Origin of the sequence: Paraflavisolibacter caeni, assembly GCF_025628885.1 — a bacterium.
GTDB lineage: Bacteria > Bacteroidota > Bacteroidia > Chitinophagales > Chitinophagaceae > Flavisolibacter > Flavisolibacter caeni.
Map to the genome: position 1 here is coordinate 151,995 of NZ_JAOTIF010000004.1, position 14,357 is coordinate 166,351.

At 36.2% G+C, this 14,357-nt stretch carries 13 protein-coding genes; 6 read left to right on the plus strand and 7 right to left on the minus strand.

Translation table 11 applies throughout. The features are described from left to right. Positions 1 to 561: 561 nt before the first annotated feature. Together OCK74_RS08280 and OCK74_RS08285 are read left to right on the plus strand one after the other, a co-directional pair. Positions 562 to 1,278: a hypothetical protein gene (locus tag OCK74_RS08280; RefSeq protein ID WP_279296551.1), complete on the plus strand. Its 717-nt coding sequence runs from the start codon at positions 562 to 564 to the stop codon at positions 1,276 to 1,278. Positions 1,279 to 1,398: 120 nt separating this feature from the next. Then, positions 1,399 to 2,295, plus strand: a complete 897-nt coding sequence (locus OCK74_RS08285) for a TonB-dependent receptor (RefSeq protein ID WP_279296552.1) — start codon at positions 1,399 to 1,401, stop codon at positions 2,293 to 2,295. Here OCK74_RS08285 and OCK74_RS08290 read toward each other — a convergent pair. Then, a complete protein-coding gene (locus OCK74_RS08290; protein ID WP_279296553.1) occupies positions 2,280 to 3,254 on the minus strand; it encodes a phosphatase PAP2 family protein in 975 nt (324 codons plus the stop codon). The genes OCK74_RS08285 and OCK74_RS08290 overlap by 16 nt on opposite strands. A 376-nt stretch (positions 3,255 to 3,630) precedes the next feature. Between OCK74_RS08290 and OCK74_RS08295 the strand changes: the two genes are divergently transcribed. Further along, a complete protein-coding gene (locus OCK74_RS08295; protein WP_279296554.1) occupies positions 3,631 to 4,305 on the plus strand; it encodes a phosphatase PAP2 family protein in 675 nt (224 codons plus the stop codon). 122 nt (positions 4,306 to 4,427) lie between these two features. Here OCK74_RS08295 and OCK74_RS08300 read toward each other — a convergent pair whose 3' ends face one another. The 3 genes from OCK74_RS08300 to OCK74_RS08310 are packed head-to-tail and all read right to left on the minus strand — an operon-like array spanning position 4,428 to position 7,500. Next, the gene (locus OCK74_RS08300; protein ID WP_279296555.1) at positions 4,428 to 4,871 is read right to left on the minus strand and encodes a hypothetical protein; all 444 of its coding nucleotides are present in this window, start codon (positions 4,869 to 4,871) and stop codon (positions 4,428 to 4,430) included. A gap of 18 nt (positions 4,872 to 4,889) precedes the next feature. Further along, entirely contained in the window at positions 4,890 to 6,773 is a 1,884-nt protein-coding gene (locus tag OCK74_RS08305; RefSeq protein ID WP_279296556.1) for a chloride channel protein, read from the minus strand. Positions 6,774 to 6,819: 46 nt separating this feature from the next. Then, a complete protein-coding gene (locus OCK74_RS08310) occupies positions 6,820 to 7,500 on the minus strand; it encodes a Crp/Fnr family transcriptional regulator (protein WP_279296557.1) in 681 nt (226 codons plus the stop codon). Between the two features lie 408 nt (positions 7,501 to 7,908). On the opposite strand from OCK74_RS08310, the gene OCK74_RS08315 reads away from it, so the two are divergent. The 3 genes from OCK74_RS08315 (at position 7,909) to OCK74_RS08325 (ending at position 10,922) form a co-directional block, all read left to right on the plus strand. Then, positions 7,909 to 8,997, plus strand: coding sequence for a fatty acid desaturase family protein (locus OCK74_RS08315; RefSeq protein ID WP_279296558.1), 1,089 nt, complete (start codon positions 7,909 to 7,911; stop codon positions 8,995 to 8,997). 144 nt (positions 8,998 to 9,141) lie between these two features. Then, a complete protein-coding gene (locus OCK74_RS08320) occupies positions 9,142 to 9,477 on the plus strand; it encodes a phage holin family protein (protein WP_279296559.1) in 336 nt (111 codons plus the stop codon). Between the two features lie 101 nt (positions 9,478 to 9,578). Continuing rightward, positions 9,579 to 10,922 carry a chloride channel protein gene (locus OCK74_RS08325; RefSeq protein ID WP_279296560.1) on the plus strand — a complete coding sequence of 448 codons (1,344 nt, stop codon included), beginning with the start codon at positions 9,579 to 9,581 and terminating at the stop codon, positions 10,920 to 10,922. Between the two features lie 70 nt (positions 10,923 to 10,992). Here OCK74_RS08325 and OCK74_RS08330 read toward each other — a convergent pair whose 3' ends face one another. The 3 genes from OCK74_RS08330 to OCK74_RS08340 all read right to left on the minus strand — a co-directional run bounded on the left by OCK74_RS08330 (position 10,993) and on the right by OCK74_RS08340 (position 14,283). Continuing rightward, positions 10,993 to 11,835, minus strand: a complete 843-nt coding sequence (locus OCK74_RS08330) for a universal stress protein (protein ID WP_279296561.1) — start codon at positions 11,833 to 11,835, stop codon at positions 10,993 to 10,995. A 358-nt stretch (positions 11,836 to 12,193) separates the two neighbouring features. Next, positions 12,194 to 13,582, minus strand: coding sequence for a sensor histidine kinase (locus OCK74_RS08335; protein WP_279296562.1), 1,389 nt, complete (start codon positions 13,580 to 13,582; stop codon positions 12,194 to 12,196). After that, positions 13,582 to 14,283 carry a response regulator transcription factor gene (locus tag OCK74_RS08340; RefSeq protein WP_279296563.1) on the minus strand — a complete coding sequence of 234 codons (702 nt, stop codon included), beginning with the start codon at positions 14,281 to 14,283 and terminating at the stop codon, positions 13,582 to 13,584. The genes OCK74_RS08335 and OCK74_RS08340 overlap by 1 nt, the downstream gene beginning before the upstream one ends. Between the last annotated feature and the right edge of the window lie 74 nt (positions 14,284 to 14,357).

A 14,357-nucleotide genomic window follows, 5' to 3' on the forward strand; every position in this document is an offset into this window, starting at 1 on the left:
AATAAATTTATTCATATTAAATTTTGAATAGCATTTGAATTGAAAAATTATTAAAATGTGAATAAAGGGGGATTATTTTTTGCTTTACTTTACTTTTCATTTTGCTTTTAATACAGCAATCCTATCTGTATAATATTACTAGAACTTAATATTAATTGATCTGCTTTGGCACTGGCTTTGTTTGCATCTGTAAAACCATTTATCCATGACGATGCAAGAGTTTAATACCCTGGAAAAAGATAAGCTACATAGATATTTATTAAAAAATGGTGTATTCTTAGATAGCTATGAAACTGATGAGTTTTATATAGTTCTTTTTAAACTCGATAATTGTTTTGTAGAGGTGTGCTTTGATGTTCATTGTACTAAAATTATCCAGAGCAAAATTTTTAAACCACAAAGGAAATCTTACCATATTTAGAACTCTTTTTTTCAACTCACCCAACTAAAATTCATTTACTTCTTATCTATTCCTTAAAATCTGATAGATTTTAAGCATTCGGTATGTTTCTAATTCTGCAGAATAGCTCTTTAGTTTTTGCATCTTAAAATATTAGCAACATGAAACAAGTAACATTTATTTTAGCAATTTTAATGCTTCTGCTGGGTTCATGTAAAAAAGACTACTTTAAACCACCACAAAACGGCAAATATAAACCGGATGTAAGGCCGGAAAGATTTACAAACAGCACCCACATTACCAATCCCTGGACCCCATATGAGCCTGGGAAAAAGTACATATTTGAAGGAAAATCAGAGGAGGGTCAGGAAAGAATAATAGAACAACGGCTAAACACTACTAAAAAGATTCTCAATATTACCTGTGTAATTGTCGATTTCAAAGCATATGTAGATGGCAAACTTGCTGAACAAGCCTCTGACTGGTATGCACAGGACAATGATGGCACATTATGGTATTTTGGTGAAAAAGTGAACAATTACAATGAGGATGGCACACTAAAAGACCATGAAGGTTCCTGGGAAGCTGGTGTGGACGGTGCACAACCAGGCATCATTATGTTAGCCAAACCAAAGAAAGGCATCTCTTACCTGGAAGAATATTATTTGAATCATGCGGAAGATGAAGCGGAAGTCCTGGAGACAGGCATTACTGTTACCACCCCTCTTGGTACTTTCAACGATTGCATCAAAACCAAAAACTTCACTAGACTGGAACCAGATATTATAGAATATAAATACTATGCTCCTGGTTATGGTGTTATCAAAGAAATGAACCAGACAGAGAAAGAAGAAATATTTCTGAAAGCCATTGAGTGAACATTTAGTAGTTAGAAATTTTTATGCCGGTAATATGTATTGGAGTTACAAATAGTATAAATCCCAAGGTATGCCGCGAGGCATTCATCTGGAATGTTGTAAACCCTACAATTATTGTTCATGAAACCCATACTGTTTGTAATAGCAACCACTTTGTCTTTTCTACACATTGTGGCACAGAAAATTACCATTAGCGGTTTTGTAAAGGACAAAGCTTCGCAGGAAGCATTAATAGGAGCTTCTGTCATCGATGCTCATACAAAAACAGGCATATTTACCAATCTCTATGGTTTTTATTCATTAACAATTGCCAAGTCAGATACCATAGAATTGCTTTTCACTTATCAAGGTTATCATATCCAGGCAAAGAAAGTAGTATCGCAGGAAAATGCCCATATTGATGTTTTATTAGAGAGCATCACAACAACATTGGGAGAGGTTGTAGTAACTGCAGAAAAAAATGACCAAAATATACAAAGAGCACAAATGGGTGTTATTGACGTGCCGATTACAGCAATTAAGAACTTGCCTGCCATTATTGGAGAAAGGGATATATTCAAAATTGTTCAGCTGTTACCTGGCGTGCAGGGTGGAAATGAAGGGACAGCCGGCTTTCATGTTAGAGGTGGCAACCAGGATCAAAACTTAGTTCAATTAGATGAAGCTACTGTATATAATCCCTATCACTTGTTTGGCTTGTTCAGCACATTTAATGTAAATGCAATCAATAACGTTCAATTGATCAAAGGTGGTTTTCCTGCCGAGTATGGTGGCAGGCTCAGCTCAATTTTAAATATTACTATGAAAGAGGGGAATAAAACAAAATACCAGCTAGAAGGAGGGATAGGATTACTTTCCTGTAATCTGACTTTTCAGGGTCCAATTCAAAAAAATAAATCTTCATTCATTGTTTCTGCACGGAATAGCCACATTAATTTATTGCTGAAACCATTTATTCCCAAAAATACTCTGTCTTTATGTTTAATTTACTGTTGTTGGTGTTATTTAAAAGTGTAAACTATTCCCGGCATTAAATGTCCAAAATTGTATTGAAGCTGAAAAGAAACAGAGTTTTTCTTTCTCTTCTCTTCCTGCAACTTGGCGTACCGGTGATAATTGTTAACCACTTGCCGTCCAATTAAAAATCCCATAGTTGAACCTGCTACTATATCTGTTGCCCAGTGCCTGTTTTCTGTGATCCTACTTAAAGCAATTAATGAAGCGGTAGTGTAAGAAATGATAGGGACGAGCGGTCTGTCCTTATACTCCATAGCATAAACAGTTGCCGCTGCAAATGCGGCTGCAGCATGCCCGGAAGGAAAAGAACTGCTGATGGTTTTGCCGCTTACATCTTTAAATGGCTTATGAATTGGCCCATGAAATCTAGGCTCTGCTTCTTTGGCTATGGGATCATAATAAGATGGGCGCTGCCTCCCGGTTATTGCTTTGAGCAGGCTTTCCATTACTGATGAGGTTATATATGCTTGGCTTGCTAATAAAGTTGTAGTTTGAATTTTTTCATTCTTAAACAGAAATCCATACGTTCCTAACGCAATCAAAGTAATACCCTCATATTGAGCTCCTAGATTGGTAACTCTGTTGCTGATGACTCTGACTCCTTTATTATTGTCTCGTAAATTCTGGCCAAATCGTTGAATGGATTCATCTAATAAACCCACGCCTACTAACACCACTCCAAACTTTCCAACCTTGATCCAATCTTTCTTGGTTAAATGAAATGGCGCCGTTAGTTGTTGTTTAAAATTACTGGTTAATAGAATGAAATAAGTGTCAAAATGAATTTCCGTCCTCTCGTTATATGCTTTTCGGTTGATCACATTGGTTTGCCCGCCTGCGCTATCTGTCATTAATTGTGCACTGTCCAATTTTTTGATCAATGAGTCTGGTTGCTGCGCTAATGCTATTGTTGATATTAAAATACTTAGAATAAAAACACTCCTTATTGCCAACTTCATTTTTTATTTATTTTGAAGAAAAAAATATTCTTTTTAATATTAGAAGTCTGTTTCCTAGGAACAATACAACACGACTGCCAATCATCAATTCTAATAAAGCAACAACTGGAACATTTCTCTGAGTATTTTAGATCTAATGAGTATGCATAGGGTACAAAATAAGATCTGGCAGAAAATTTAATGTACTTCAATAACCTAATACAGGTACAAGGGACTGTTACCATTAGCAACACATGAATGCTTTCCTCAGCATCCGATTTTCGAAAGGTACAGGCCTTGGCCTGGCAATTGCAAAGCAGATCTATGATCAGAACTACTTTTTACTGAATTTATTGCATTTCAGACCTGAACCATCGCTTTTTAATTCAATTTTAGAATGAAAGAAATTTATAAAAAATATCTTCAGGAAATTTCTTTAAAAACTGCAATTGCGATCCTCCTTTTTTTTATTTCTCTCTTTGCCTTTGCAATGATTGCAGATGAGGTTGTTTTAGAGAATGAGGATTGGTTTGATACTTTAGTATTCAGTTATTTGAAAAACTATGCAACACCGGCTGTTATCAACTTTTTTAGAATATTGACTTTATTGGGGTCTCCAGTGTTTTTGTTGCCTTCATATTTTATTATAGTAATGGTGCTCCTCATTAATAGACGCTGGACTGATGCAATAGATACAACTGTTATAAGCCTTACAAGCACTGGATTGATGTATAGTTTAAAGACTTTCTTTGGCCGTAAACGGCCTGATCTACCACTTTTTGAAACTTTACATAATTATAGTTTTCCAAGTGGACATGCTCTTTCCTCCTTTATTTTTTGCAGTGTGCTCATTTGGCTTACCTGGAAAGGTAATTGGAGTAAAAAATGGAAATTGTTGTTGTCCGGCTTATTGTTATTGCTTTCTATTTTAATAGGCATCAGTAGGATTGTTTTACGCTATCACTATGCCAGTGATGTGCTTGCCGGATTCTTACTAGGATTTGCCTGGGTTTTATTGTCATTTTGGCTGTTAAAAACCATTCATAACAAAATGCAAACTACAAAGACTTAATAAACAAGAGGAATTCATTAACATTTCCTGCTCTTACATGCCACAATGCATGTAAATAAATATTTTCATACATAGCGGATATATTTTGTATGAAATGATCTGGATCTGACTTGAGAAAAGCTTTATAAATAATTGTTCAACTTTGAATATGTGATTGGAAAAATAAAGTCCTGGAATACAGTATGTACTGAATTCTTTACATGTTTTGCGTAACCTTCAAGGCTTTTCAAAAGAAGCTTACCAAAAAAAGGATCAAGCTTCGTAATTACCTCATTGACTTTACTTATTTCTCTTTTCAGCCCATTCCTTTTTTCCTCATCGAATGGGAAATACAATTTTACTTCTTCTTCATATTGCTTTTTAAACCCCTTTTCAACTTCCTTGTAATATTCCTGCAATAAAGGTGGCGCTGTAAATTGCCTTAAATGCGCAAGTTTTATGGCATCGTTTTTCTGTGCTTCATTCACCTGCCCAAATGAGCAGGAGGCCAGAACTGAGATCATTACTGGGGCTTTCATTAAGAGTTCCCTATCTGCTCCCGATAATTTATCAAATTGAGGTATCATATGATTCAATTTTTAAGGTCAACTATTTTTAATCATGGAAATTTTTTTCTTTCCATGTAAAAGAATTTTCAATGTTCTCCTTTTCAGGGAGATGGCAACATTCTCCTTATGCTCTTCAGCATTCTGTGTATACACTGATATAATATTCCTGTAAGAGAGCACTCCTGTAATTTTATTATCATCTTCACTAATGACAGGTACAACATCCAAATTTTCACGAGCCATGATTTCTACAGCCTTTTTCAAATTGTCTTCTGTTCTCACAACAAATCGTTTTCGCTGTATCAGAACTTCTATATTAGAATCATCGTTAAAATGTAGATTAAAAATATCAGATGAACTGATAACTCCTTTGAAGTTCCCTTCTTGATCTGCAACCACGTAATAGTTTTGTTGATGTAGTTTTTTTTCTTTTATCCAGGCTCGTACTTCATTAGCCGTAGCTGTGTGGTCAAGTACTATTGCTTCGTCTGTTTGAACTTGTTTTACTTTTAGGTTATTTAATATGTCCGGCTCATAAATATGTGGCGTGGCTACGCCTCTGCGAGCAATTTTTTCTGTCATGATAGTATTTTTCATCAGGAGATAGGAGATAAGATAGGAGCCAACACAGGCCGCCAATAATGGCAACAATGCATTGGCCTGTTGTGTTGTTTCAATTGCAAAAACAATCGAGGTTAATAATGCCCTCGATGCTCCGGCAAACATTGCTGACATTCCTACCAGGGCAGCTACTGTTATAGTCATTCCGCTATCAGGAAACAAATAAAGGGCTCCTGTTCCTAAGAGTGCGCCGGTAGCGCCGCCAATTGTCAGTAAAGGAGCCAATGTGCCGCCTGAAGTTCCGCTTCCTAGTGCAATTGCCCACGAAATGAATTTCATAATGCAAAGCGAAAGAACAATACTTATTGCTGTTTTTCCAGAAAGTAGATCAGTAATATTTTCATAGCCAACACCTAAAGTACGTGGGGCGAAATAACCAATAAATCCAACAACCAAGCCTCCTAACATTGGCCACCACATCCAGTGAATAGGTAGTTTTTCAAACGCATCTTCAATAAAATACACCACTTTGGTTATGGCGGCGGCTAAAATTCCTATTACCAGTCCAATACCACTGTATATGGCCAATGCACTATTGGTAGGAGTTTCAATGAATGGGGTAGGGAATACAGCTCCTGGCTCAAATAATAAATGGTGACCGGCAGCACCAGTGATACACGCAAGTGCAACTGGAATAATAGAACGAGGGGAGAATTCAAACAATAACAATTCAATAGCCAGGAAGATTGCCGCAATAGGACTACCAAAGATGGCAGACATTCCAGCAGTTGCTCCTGAGGCGAGAAGGATTTTTCTTTCATAGGAGCTAATTTTAAGCAACTGGCCTATAGTTGATCCAAGCGCACCACCAGTGGCAATGATCGGCCCTTCGGCACCAAATGGTCCGCCTGTTCCGATCGAAATGGCTGCTGATACTGGTTTTAAGTAAGTTATGGAAGGCCGGATTTTACTTTTGTTGACCAGGATCTGTTCCATGGCCTCCGGAATGCCATGCCCTCTGATTGCCTTGGAGCCGTATAAGGCCATCAATCCTACAATAATACCCCCAATAGCAGGAATCAAAATGACTAAAACGCTAAGGGAATTTGAGACTGGTGAAGATGCATGTGTCGAAAGTTTTTGGTAAAATGAAATATTGGTGATCAGGTTAATGAGGTAAACCAGCAACTTAGCCAGGATACTTACAAAACCAGCGATCAGAATTGTCAGGAGCGACAAATATAAAAGCCGCTTTTTGTCTGATCTTGCAGTAGGACTTACATCCTGTGGGGTTACATTGTCATCGAGAGAAACTGAAATTGGAATACGGTTAATAGGTTCCTTTGCTAATTGATTCATTAATAAATAATTTGTATTTAATGAGTAATGCACACTTTCTGCGGGATTAATATTTGATGAAGGATTGCAATGCTTTAGGATCGTTGATCTTTATGCTTTTACCTGAAGTGGAAAGAATTCCTTTGCCAGTTAGCTCTGTAAAGAATTTGAAAACTGTTTCATAAGTCGTTCCCGCATAGGAAGCAATATCCTGACGACTAATTTGAAGCGATATATAACCGTTTTCATCTGTACCGAATGCATCTATGATTTCAAAAAGAGCCAATACAATCCGGCCTTTTACCTCCATGTGGACAAGATCGCGCATCCTTTTTTCTGCCTTTTGAAGCTCTTGTGCAAAAACCTGCATGAGCTGATTAGATAGCGCGGGATTGGCAATTAAAGAGGCTTCCAGGAAGCTGTTATCAATAAAACATACTTTACAATCCTCCAAAGCTGTGGCCGAGATTGGATAAAACGGATCTCCTCCAAATCCTCTATGCCCTAATACATCCCCTGCCTTGGCAAAGCGCAGTATAAGTTCTTTTTGTTCTCCCCAATTCATTGTAACCTTTACACTACCCTCATAAATAAAGAAAATGCCTTTTACAGGTTCGCCTTCCTGGAATATCTTTTTGCCTTTTTTAAAAGAAAAAGTGGTTTTTTTTAATTCTATCAAGCTTTTCCAAGCCGGCAGACTATGCTTGCATAAAAAACAGCGGTCTAACAGGCAGTCTTCCTTTTGCATAATGCAAAAGTAGCTGTTTTATATAAAATATTGTATAGGCAATATTAAAAATGGAAAACAGTGCATATTTAAGTAATTAAATATGGTATTAACAATGTGAAATGGGTTAAAAAAAGGGCTTGGATAGAAATCCAGCCCCGTTTTAAACTAATATCCTTTGAAAAACTATCATTATTGACAGTGGAAAAACAAAAAAGTTTAAAACATATCAAATTTATTTCCCCAAGACCTGTTTGCAAGTAATCTTCCAATATTTGGAATAATTCTAGATTTTTTGAGCAATATGATCACTCATTACTTAAGTTTTTATTATATATTCAAATTGTAATTAGGTATTTGGTTTTTAGTGAACATGTTTATTCGTGGTTTAAAGGGGTACCCTTGATTCCTTGACATAAATCATGACAAATGGTTAAGCCTATTTATTCTTCTGATAACGAGAAGTCAGTTTTTAATAATCTTCGAAAGGAAGCCCATGTAATTGTAAAATTGCTGGAATCAAAAAGGAGAAGTGAGATTGTTCTGAAAGCTATACTATTCCCTGCATTTTACTTCCTAATCTACCTTTCGGTATTGTACTGGGGTCGGAATATCTCTATATTCTATCTATGTTATTTTTTAATGGGATTGATGCTGGTATTTGTTTTTCTCAATACCATACATGAGGCCGTACACGGCACCATTTTTCAAAGTAAGAGAGCAAATAACCTGTATGTATACATTTTTGACCTGATGGGTGCTAATAGCTTTATGTGGAAGACCCGCCATATCAGGTTTCATCATAATTATCCAAATGTTGAAGGGTGGGATACGGATATTGAGCAAAGTAAATTGGCACGAGTGTTTCCCAATGGTCCATATACTAAAATTCATAAGTATCAGCACATCTACCTGCCGCTGTTGTACCCCTTGTACTTAGCCAACTGGCTACTGGTGCGTGATTTTAAAGATTTCTTTATTAAAGGAAGAACCGTTCAAAAGTTGATTCAAATTCCTAAAATTGAATATGTTAAGTTGTTTTTATTGAAAGGGATTTTTCTATTTTATACGGTTGTTCTTCCTAAGTGGATCCTACCAATTTCCTGGATTCAAGTACTCATTGCATTTTCTATAATGTTATTTACAGCCAGTGTTTTTTCCTTGTTTGTATTACTAAGCCCACATGCAAATACTGAAAATGAATTTCCATTGCCTGATGACCAAAACCAACTTTCGCATAGTTGGATGATGCACATGTTGATCACAACCAATGATGTGAGCCATAATAATTGGTTCACTCGATTTTTTATGGGCTGTTTTAATTATCATGTAGTTCACCATTTATTCCCCAATATTAACCATGCTTATTATCCGGAGTTAACAATGTTATTGAAACAATATGCTCAGGAATTTAAATTGCCTTACCGTACATATCCATTGCTCACTTCATTAAAAAACCATTATAAGCTGTTAAAGCAGAATCGCATGACAGAGGATATTTTCGAAGAAACTATGTAATTGCAGGAAACTATCTATTTATATACATGCAGGTTTGCAATAGATTCGTAAAGTTTATCGATGATTGCAAACTTGGAAAATAATAGGTGGAATGGTGTTTGTTTTGACTATTCTTAAGCTGATTAATATATAAAACAGCATGATATGGGATTTATATTAGAATTGTTATTCAATGCATTTGTATTATTGATGTTGTCCCGCATAATCTCATCAGTACATGTAAAGGATTATGGAACAGCTGTCGGTGTGGCACTGGTGATTGCCATATTAAATGCAACCATAGGAGCTATTTTACGTTTTCCATTAAATCTGTTCACTCTTTTCTTATTAAGTTTTTTAATCCGGCTGTTTGTTACAGCTATTATGATCAAAATTGCGGACGCTTTTTTCAGTGGTTTTGAAGTGAAGTCTTTTACAACAGCTTTTATTATGGCTGTAATATTAGCATTAGCAGGAGCCTTGTTTTCTTTTATCGTTTGAGAAACGTCTCTATTAAATTTTATGGGAATCGAAATTGATGAATGCCTTATATACGCTCACGTGATTGATTATGTATTTACTTTGCAGTCATAAGTGAGTGGATGAGCAATTTGAAGAAACAAATAAAGCTTATAACCGGCGTATTAGCTACTGAAAAGTTTAAAGAAAATTTTTTACAGGCATTTCCTTTGTGGGTAGCTTCATTATTGACAGGACTGATTGCAGTAGGATATGCTGGTCTTTTTGGCTATGCAGAGCAATTGCTGAAATATTTATTTCATGCTCATAGGTGGTCAATATTCATATTAACTCCATTGTGCTTTATAGTTGCCTGGTGGATTGTTCAAAAATTTGCACCTAATGCAAAGGGGAGTGGAATCCCCCAAGTAATGGCTGCTATTGAGTTGTCAAATCCAAAGTATAATGATAAAATTGATAAACTGCTTAGTTTTCGCATTATTATTATCAAGATTTTATCGAGTATCACCATGGTTTTGGGTGGAGCTGCGATTGGAAGAGAAGGGCCTACCATTCAAATAGCAGGTTCTGTATTTCGTCTTATTAATAAATGGATTCCAGAAAGTTGGCCAAAGCTTTCCCGGCAGAGTTATATTCTTACCGGAGCTGCTGCAGGATTAGCTGCAGCTTTTAATACGCCTTTAGGGGGTGTAGTATTTGCTATGGAAGAGCTGGCGCGTATTCATGTGCGTTTCTTCAGAACCGCTCTCTTTTCAGCAGTGATCATAGCTGGTTTAACAGCGCAAGGAATCCTTGGGCCTTATTTATATCTTGGTTACCCATATGTTGGAAGCCTGCGCTTTACAATATTTTTCGGCATTGGGATTACTGCAATACTGACTGGCATTGGCGGCAGTTTGATGGCAAAGCTAATATTGAAAATATTAAAATGGCGGAGTGCTATCTTAATGCCTGCAAAAATTATCGGATTTATACTATTATCAGGTATCGTCATTTCCTTGATAGCTTTTTTTCTTAATGAAAAGGTGCTTGGTTCCGGCAAAGAATTAATGACTACGGTATTGTTTACTGCTGATAAACACGAAGATTGGCTAACTGTTTTGCTGCGTATGGTGGGACCAGCTATTTCTTTTGGCACTGGTGCTGCTGGTGGTGTATTTGCACCATCTCTTGCAGCTGGTGCAAGTATTGGGGCATTTATATCAGGTTTATTTGACTTTTTTGGCTCAAATGCCAATATTCTTATTCTTAGTGGAATGGTTGGATTCCTTACAGGTGTTACCCGGACGCCATTTACTTCCGCTATTTTGGTGCTAGAAATGACGGATAGGCATAGCGTAATTTTTCACTTGATGATTGCAGCTTTGCTTTCAAATTTAGCTGCTCTTTTAATTGATAAACATTCTTTTTATGATCAACTGAAAAAGCAGTATTTATTGGAGATTACAGGTAATACAAAAACGTGAAAATAAAATTTATATACATAATTATAGTGAATCCTGAATTTTGATCTTAAAATCTAGGATCTTTTCATCATTAATTATTTCTTTTAATAACCAGAACTGGGGTCTTTGAATGATGTAAGATCCTCTGTGTGTACGGACCAATAAAGAACTGTTTGTTGCTTATATCAATGGAAGGTGTTAATAATAGGAGATCGGACCTTAATTCTTCGGCCGTTTTCAGAATTATTTCTGCAATGTTATTTCCAAAGCTATATTGCGAGGAAACCTTTGTTGGCACACCTTCAGTCCTTTCTTTAAATTCATCCAACAGGTATTCAAATAATTGCTCATCATCATCATTTATTTTAGATGACAAACAAAGGATCTCTAAGCTGGTTTCTTGATTATTAGACGTCATGCAGCGAATTAAATCATATTTTTTAAGAACACCAGGTAGCGGTTTTAAGGGAAATAGAACGTTGTTAAATTGTTTGAATTTCTTTTTAGTTGGTATAATCAACACCGGGCAGCTGGCATATTTAATTACTTTATAAGTATTAGTGCCTATGAATAGTTCTCTATAACCTGATGCTCCATGCGCTCCCATCACGATCAGATCACAGGAGTATTTATTTGCTGTATTTACAATAGATGCAGTGATAGGGCCTTCACCCATGATCAACCTGGGAACTTTACCCAATTTTAACTGGGCTGCATCAGCCAAGGCATTTAAAACATCGCCAAAATTGTCTTCTATTTTATGATTTCCATGCAGATTTGTATGGTCATATTCGAAAGTATTGTCCTGGACATGAATAATTGTTACGGAAGCATTGTTTTTTTGCGCAATAGCAACACCTGTTTCGAAAGCATTCAAAGAGCTCTCACTAAAATCGATTGGCAGTAGAATGTGGCTTATGGTATTCGCATCCAATGTTATAAAGGTGGTTTAGGGCTATACCCTTATGTTCGGGAATTGATTTATCTTACAGTTAACCTGCTTTCCGAAATGGACTTATTTCTGCTTGAAACAGAATCAATAGAATTCAGAAGCATTAGGTTTACTGATTGTAAGGAATCGTTCTGCAACAAGAGTTCACGATTTTTTTGTTTATAAAAAACATTCTGATTGATGAGATATCCGTTGGCAAAAATCAATCCTAATATAAAAATTATGAGACCTTTACGTATGCTCAATGTATTCTTCATGCCAAATTTTCGAACTTCAACAATAATATATGCAAAGTCCTATGCTAGTCTTAAAAACTGATGAATTTTAGATTAGAAATGAATTAGAAATTATTGTATTTGCCAGGAATAAAGGAGATTGTGAACTTGGTACCAGTTCCTGGTTTGGATTCAACTGCAATTTCACCTTTATGCAGCTTGATAATCCTGTTGGCTAACGACAGCCCTAATCCAAACCCTTCAGTTGAACGGCTATCTTCAACTCTGTAAAAAGGTTCAAATATGCTGTTTAACTCAGATTCAGGTATTCCCTTACCGGTATCTTCAATGTTAATATACACTTTTGAAGTGTCTGCTGAAAGTCGCACTTTGGCCTCGTGCGATTCAGAATATTTGCAGGCATTAATAACAATATTTTTAATGGATGTAAATAAAAGTTCCTCATTGCCATAAATAATTAAACTTTCTTCATCTTCAGGCAAATCGCCAAAAGAAAGTAAAACATTATACTGGTTTTTTAATTTGGCAACTTCAGACGGTAAGCGAAGTACAATTTCATCTAATCGCAGTGGATTGATTTCTATACCGCCTGCACTCCCTGAAGCTTTTGCGAATTCCAGGAGGGTCTGGGTCAATTTACTCATATGTCTTACATCCTGGTATATTGAGTTCATTACATTCCGATACTCTTCTGCTGTCCTCTCTCTTTGGAGAGAAACTTCCAACTGACTGGAAATAGATGTAAGTGGAGTAGATATTTCATGTGATGCATTGGCAATAAACCTTTGTTGCATCTGAAAACTTTCCTGTAAACGGTTTAGTAATTCATTTAAGGTTTGAGACAAATGGTTCCATTCATCATGATTTTGGGTTGTAGCGATTCGCCTGGTTAAATTTTGCGCTGAAATCTCATTGACTTCATCTGCAATTTTTTGTACAGGTTGAAGCAACTTTTTAGAAAAAACCAAACCACTGATAAATGCAATGATATTACCTCCTACAAAACTCAATATTAAAAAATAAGCAAGTTGGCGCAGAAGCCTATTTCCAAAATCATCATATCCTGAGGCTACAATTACAATCCGATTATTCTTATCCGTATAATGATAGGCTACGGCGTCTTTATCATTGATTTTGAAATAAACACTTTTTTTCACTCTTGCATCATCCAGTTGCTGATGGGATACAAAGACGGTATCTTCTGGATGGTCGCTAAAGGAATAAACCTTGTTATTCAAATAATCATAAGCCTGAACGGTTTTGCGTTTGAATGACAACGCTGTTGATGAATCAATCTTTTGCAACAGTTCTGAATTAAAAATTGCTGATTGACTTAAAAGGCGCCCAGTGGTAATGGCACGGTTCGTAAGCCGGGCTTTCGCATTGTGTTGTCTGTTGGTATATATATTGTAAAAAACAGCGCTGCATAATAAGCCAAGAATGGTAAAGACAATAGCTGTAAATAAAAGGGTAATGCGAAGTCTGACCGGCATTAGCTTTCTTTATCTTTTAAAATGTATCCCATGCCAACCTGTGTTTGAATTAACTTCTGAGGAAAGTTTTTATCAACCTTGTTCCTTACATAATTGATGTAAACATCTATCACATTGGTATTTGTATCAAAGTCAATATCCCAAACATTAATGGCAATATCTGCCCTTGAAACTACTTTATTTTTATTTCGCAACAAGTATTCTAATAACTGAAATTCTTTGGCTGTTAGAGTGATCTCCTTTTCACCCCTCCGCACTTCTTTGCTGTCTAAGTTAATTTCAAGGTCTGCAGCTTTTAAAACATTCCCGACTGGGATATTCTGATTCATAGTCCGTTTCAGTAATACCCTGATCTTTAGTTGAAGCTCTTTAAATTCGAAAGGCTTGATTAGATAATCATCGGCGCCGGCATCATAGCCTTCAATTTTGTCATTGAGCGCATTTAATGCAGTAAGCATAATGATGGGAATACTGCTATTTCGGCTACGAATGGCTTTACACAACTCATAACCATTCATACCTGGCAGGTTAATGTCTAATATAATTAAATTGTACTGATGTGTTGTAAAAAGCTTGTAACCAATAGCACCATCATAAGCAACTTCTGCAAAATATCCATTTTCTAACAATCCAAGCTTAAGCGTATCAGCAATTTTATGTTCATCTTCAACAATGAGTATTTTTCTTTCTTCGCCGGACACGATATCTATTTTACAGCAAGTTACATTCTATCAGAATATATTAGCAATAGAACAGATGGGAGATGTTTTTTCTA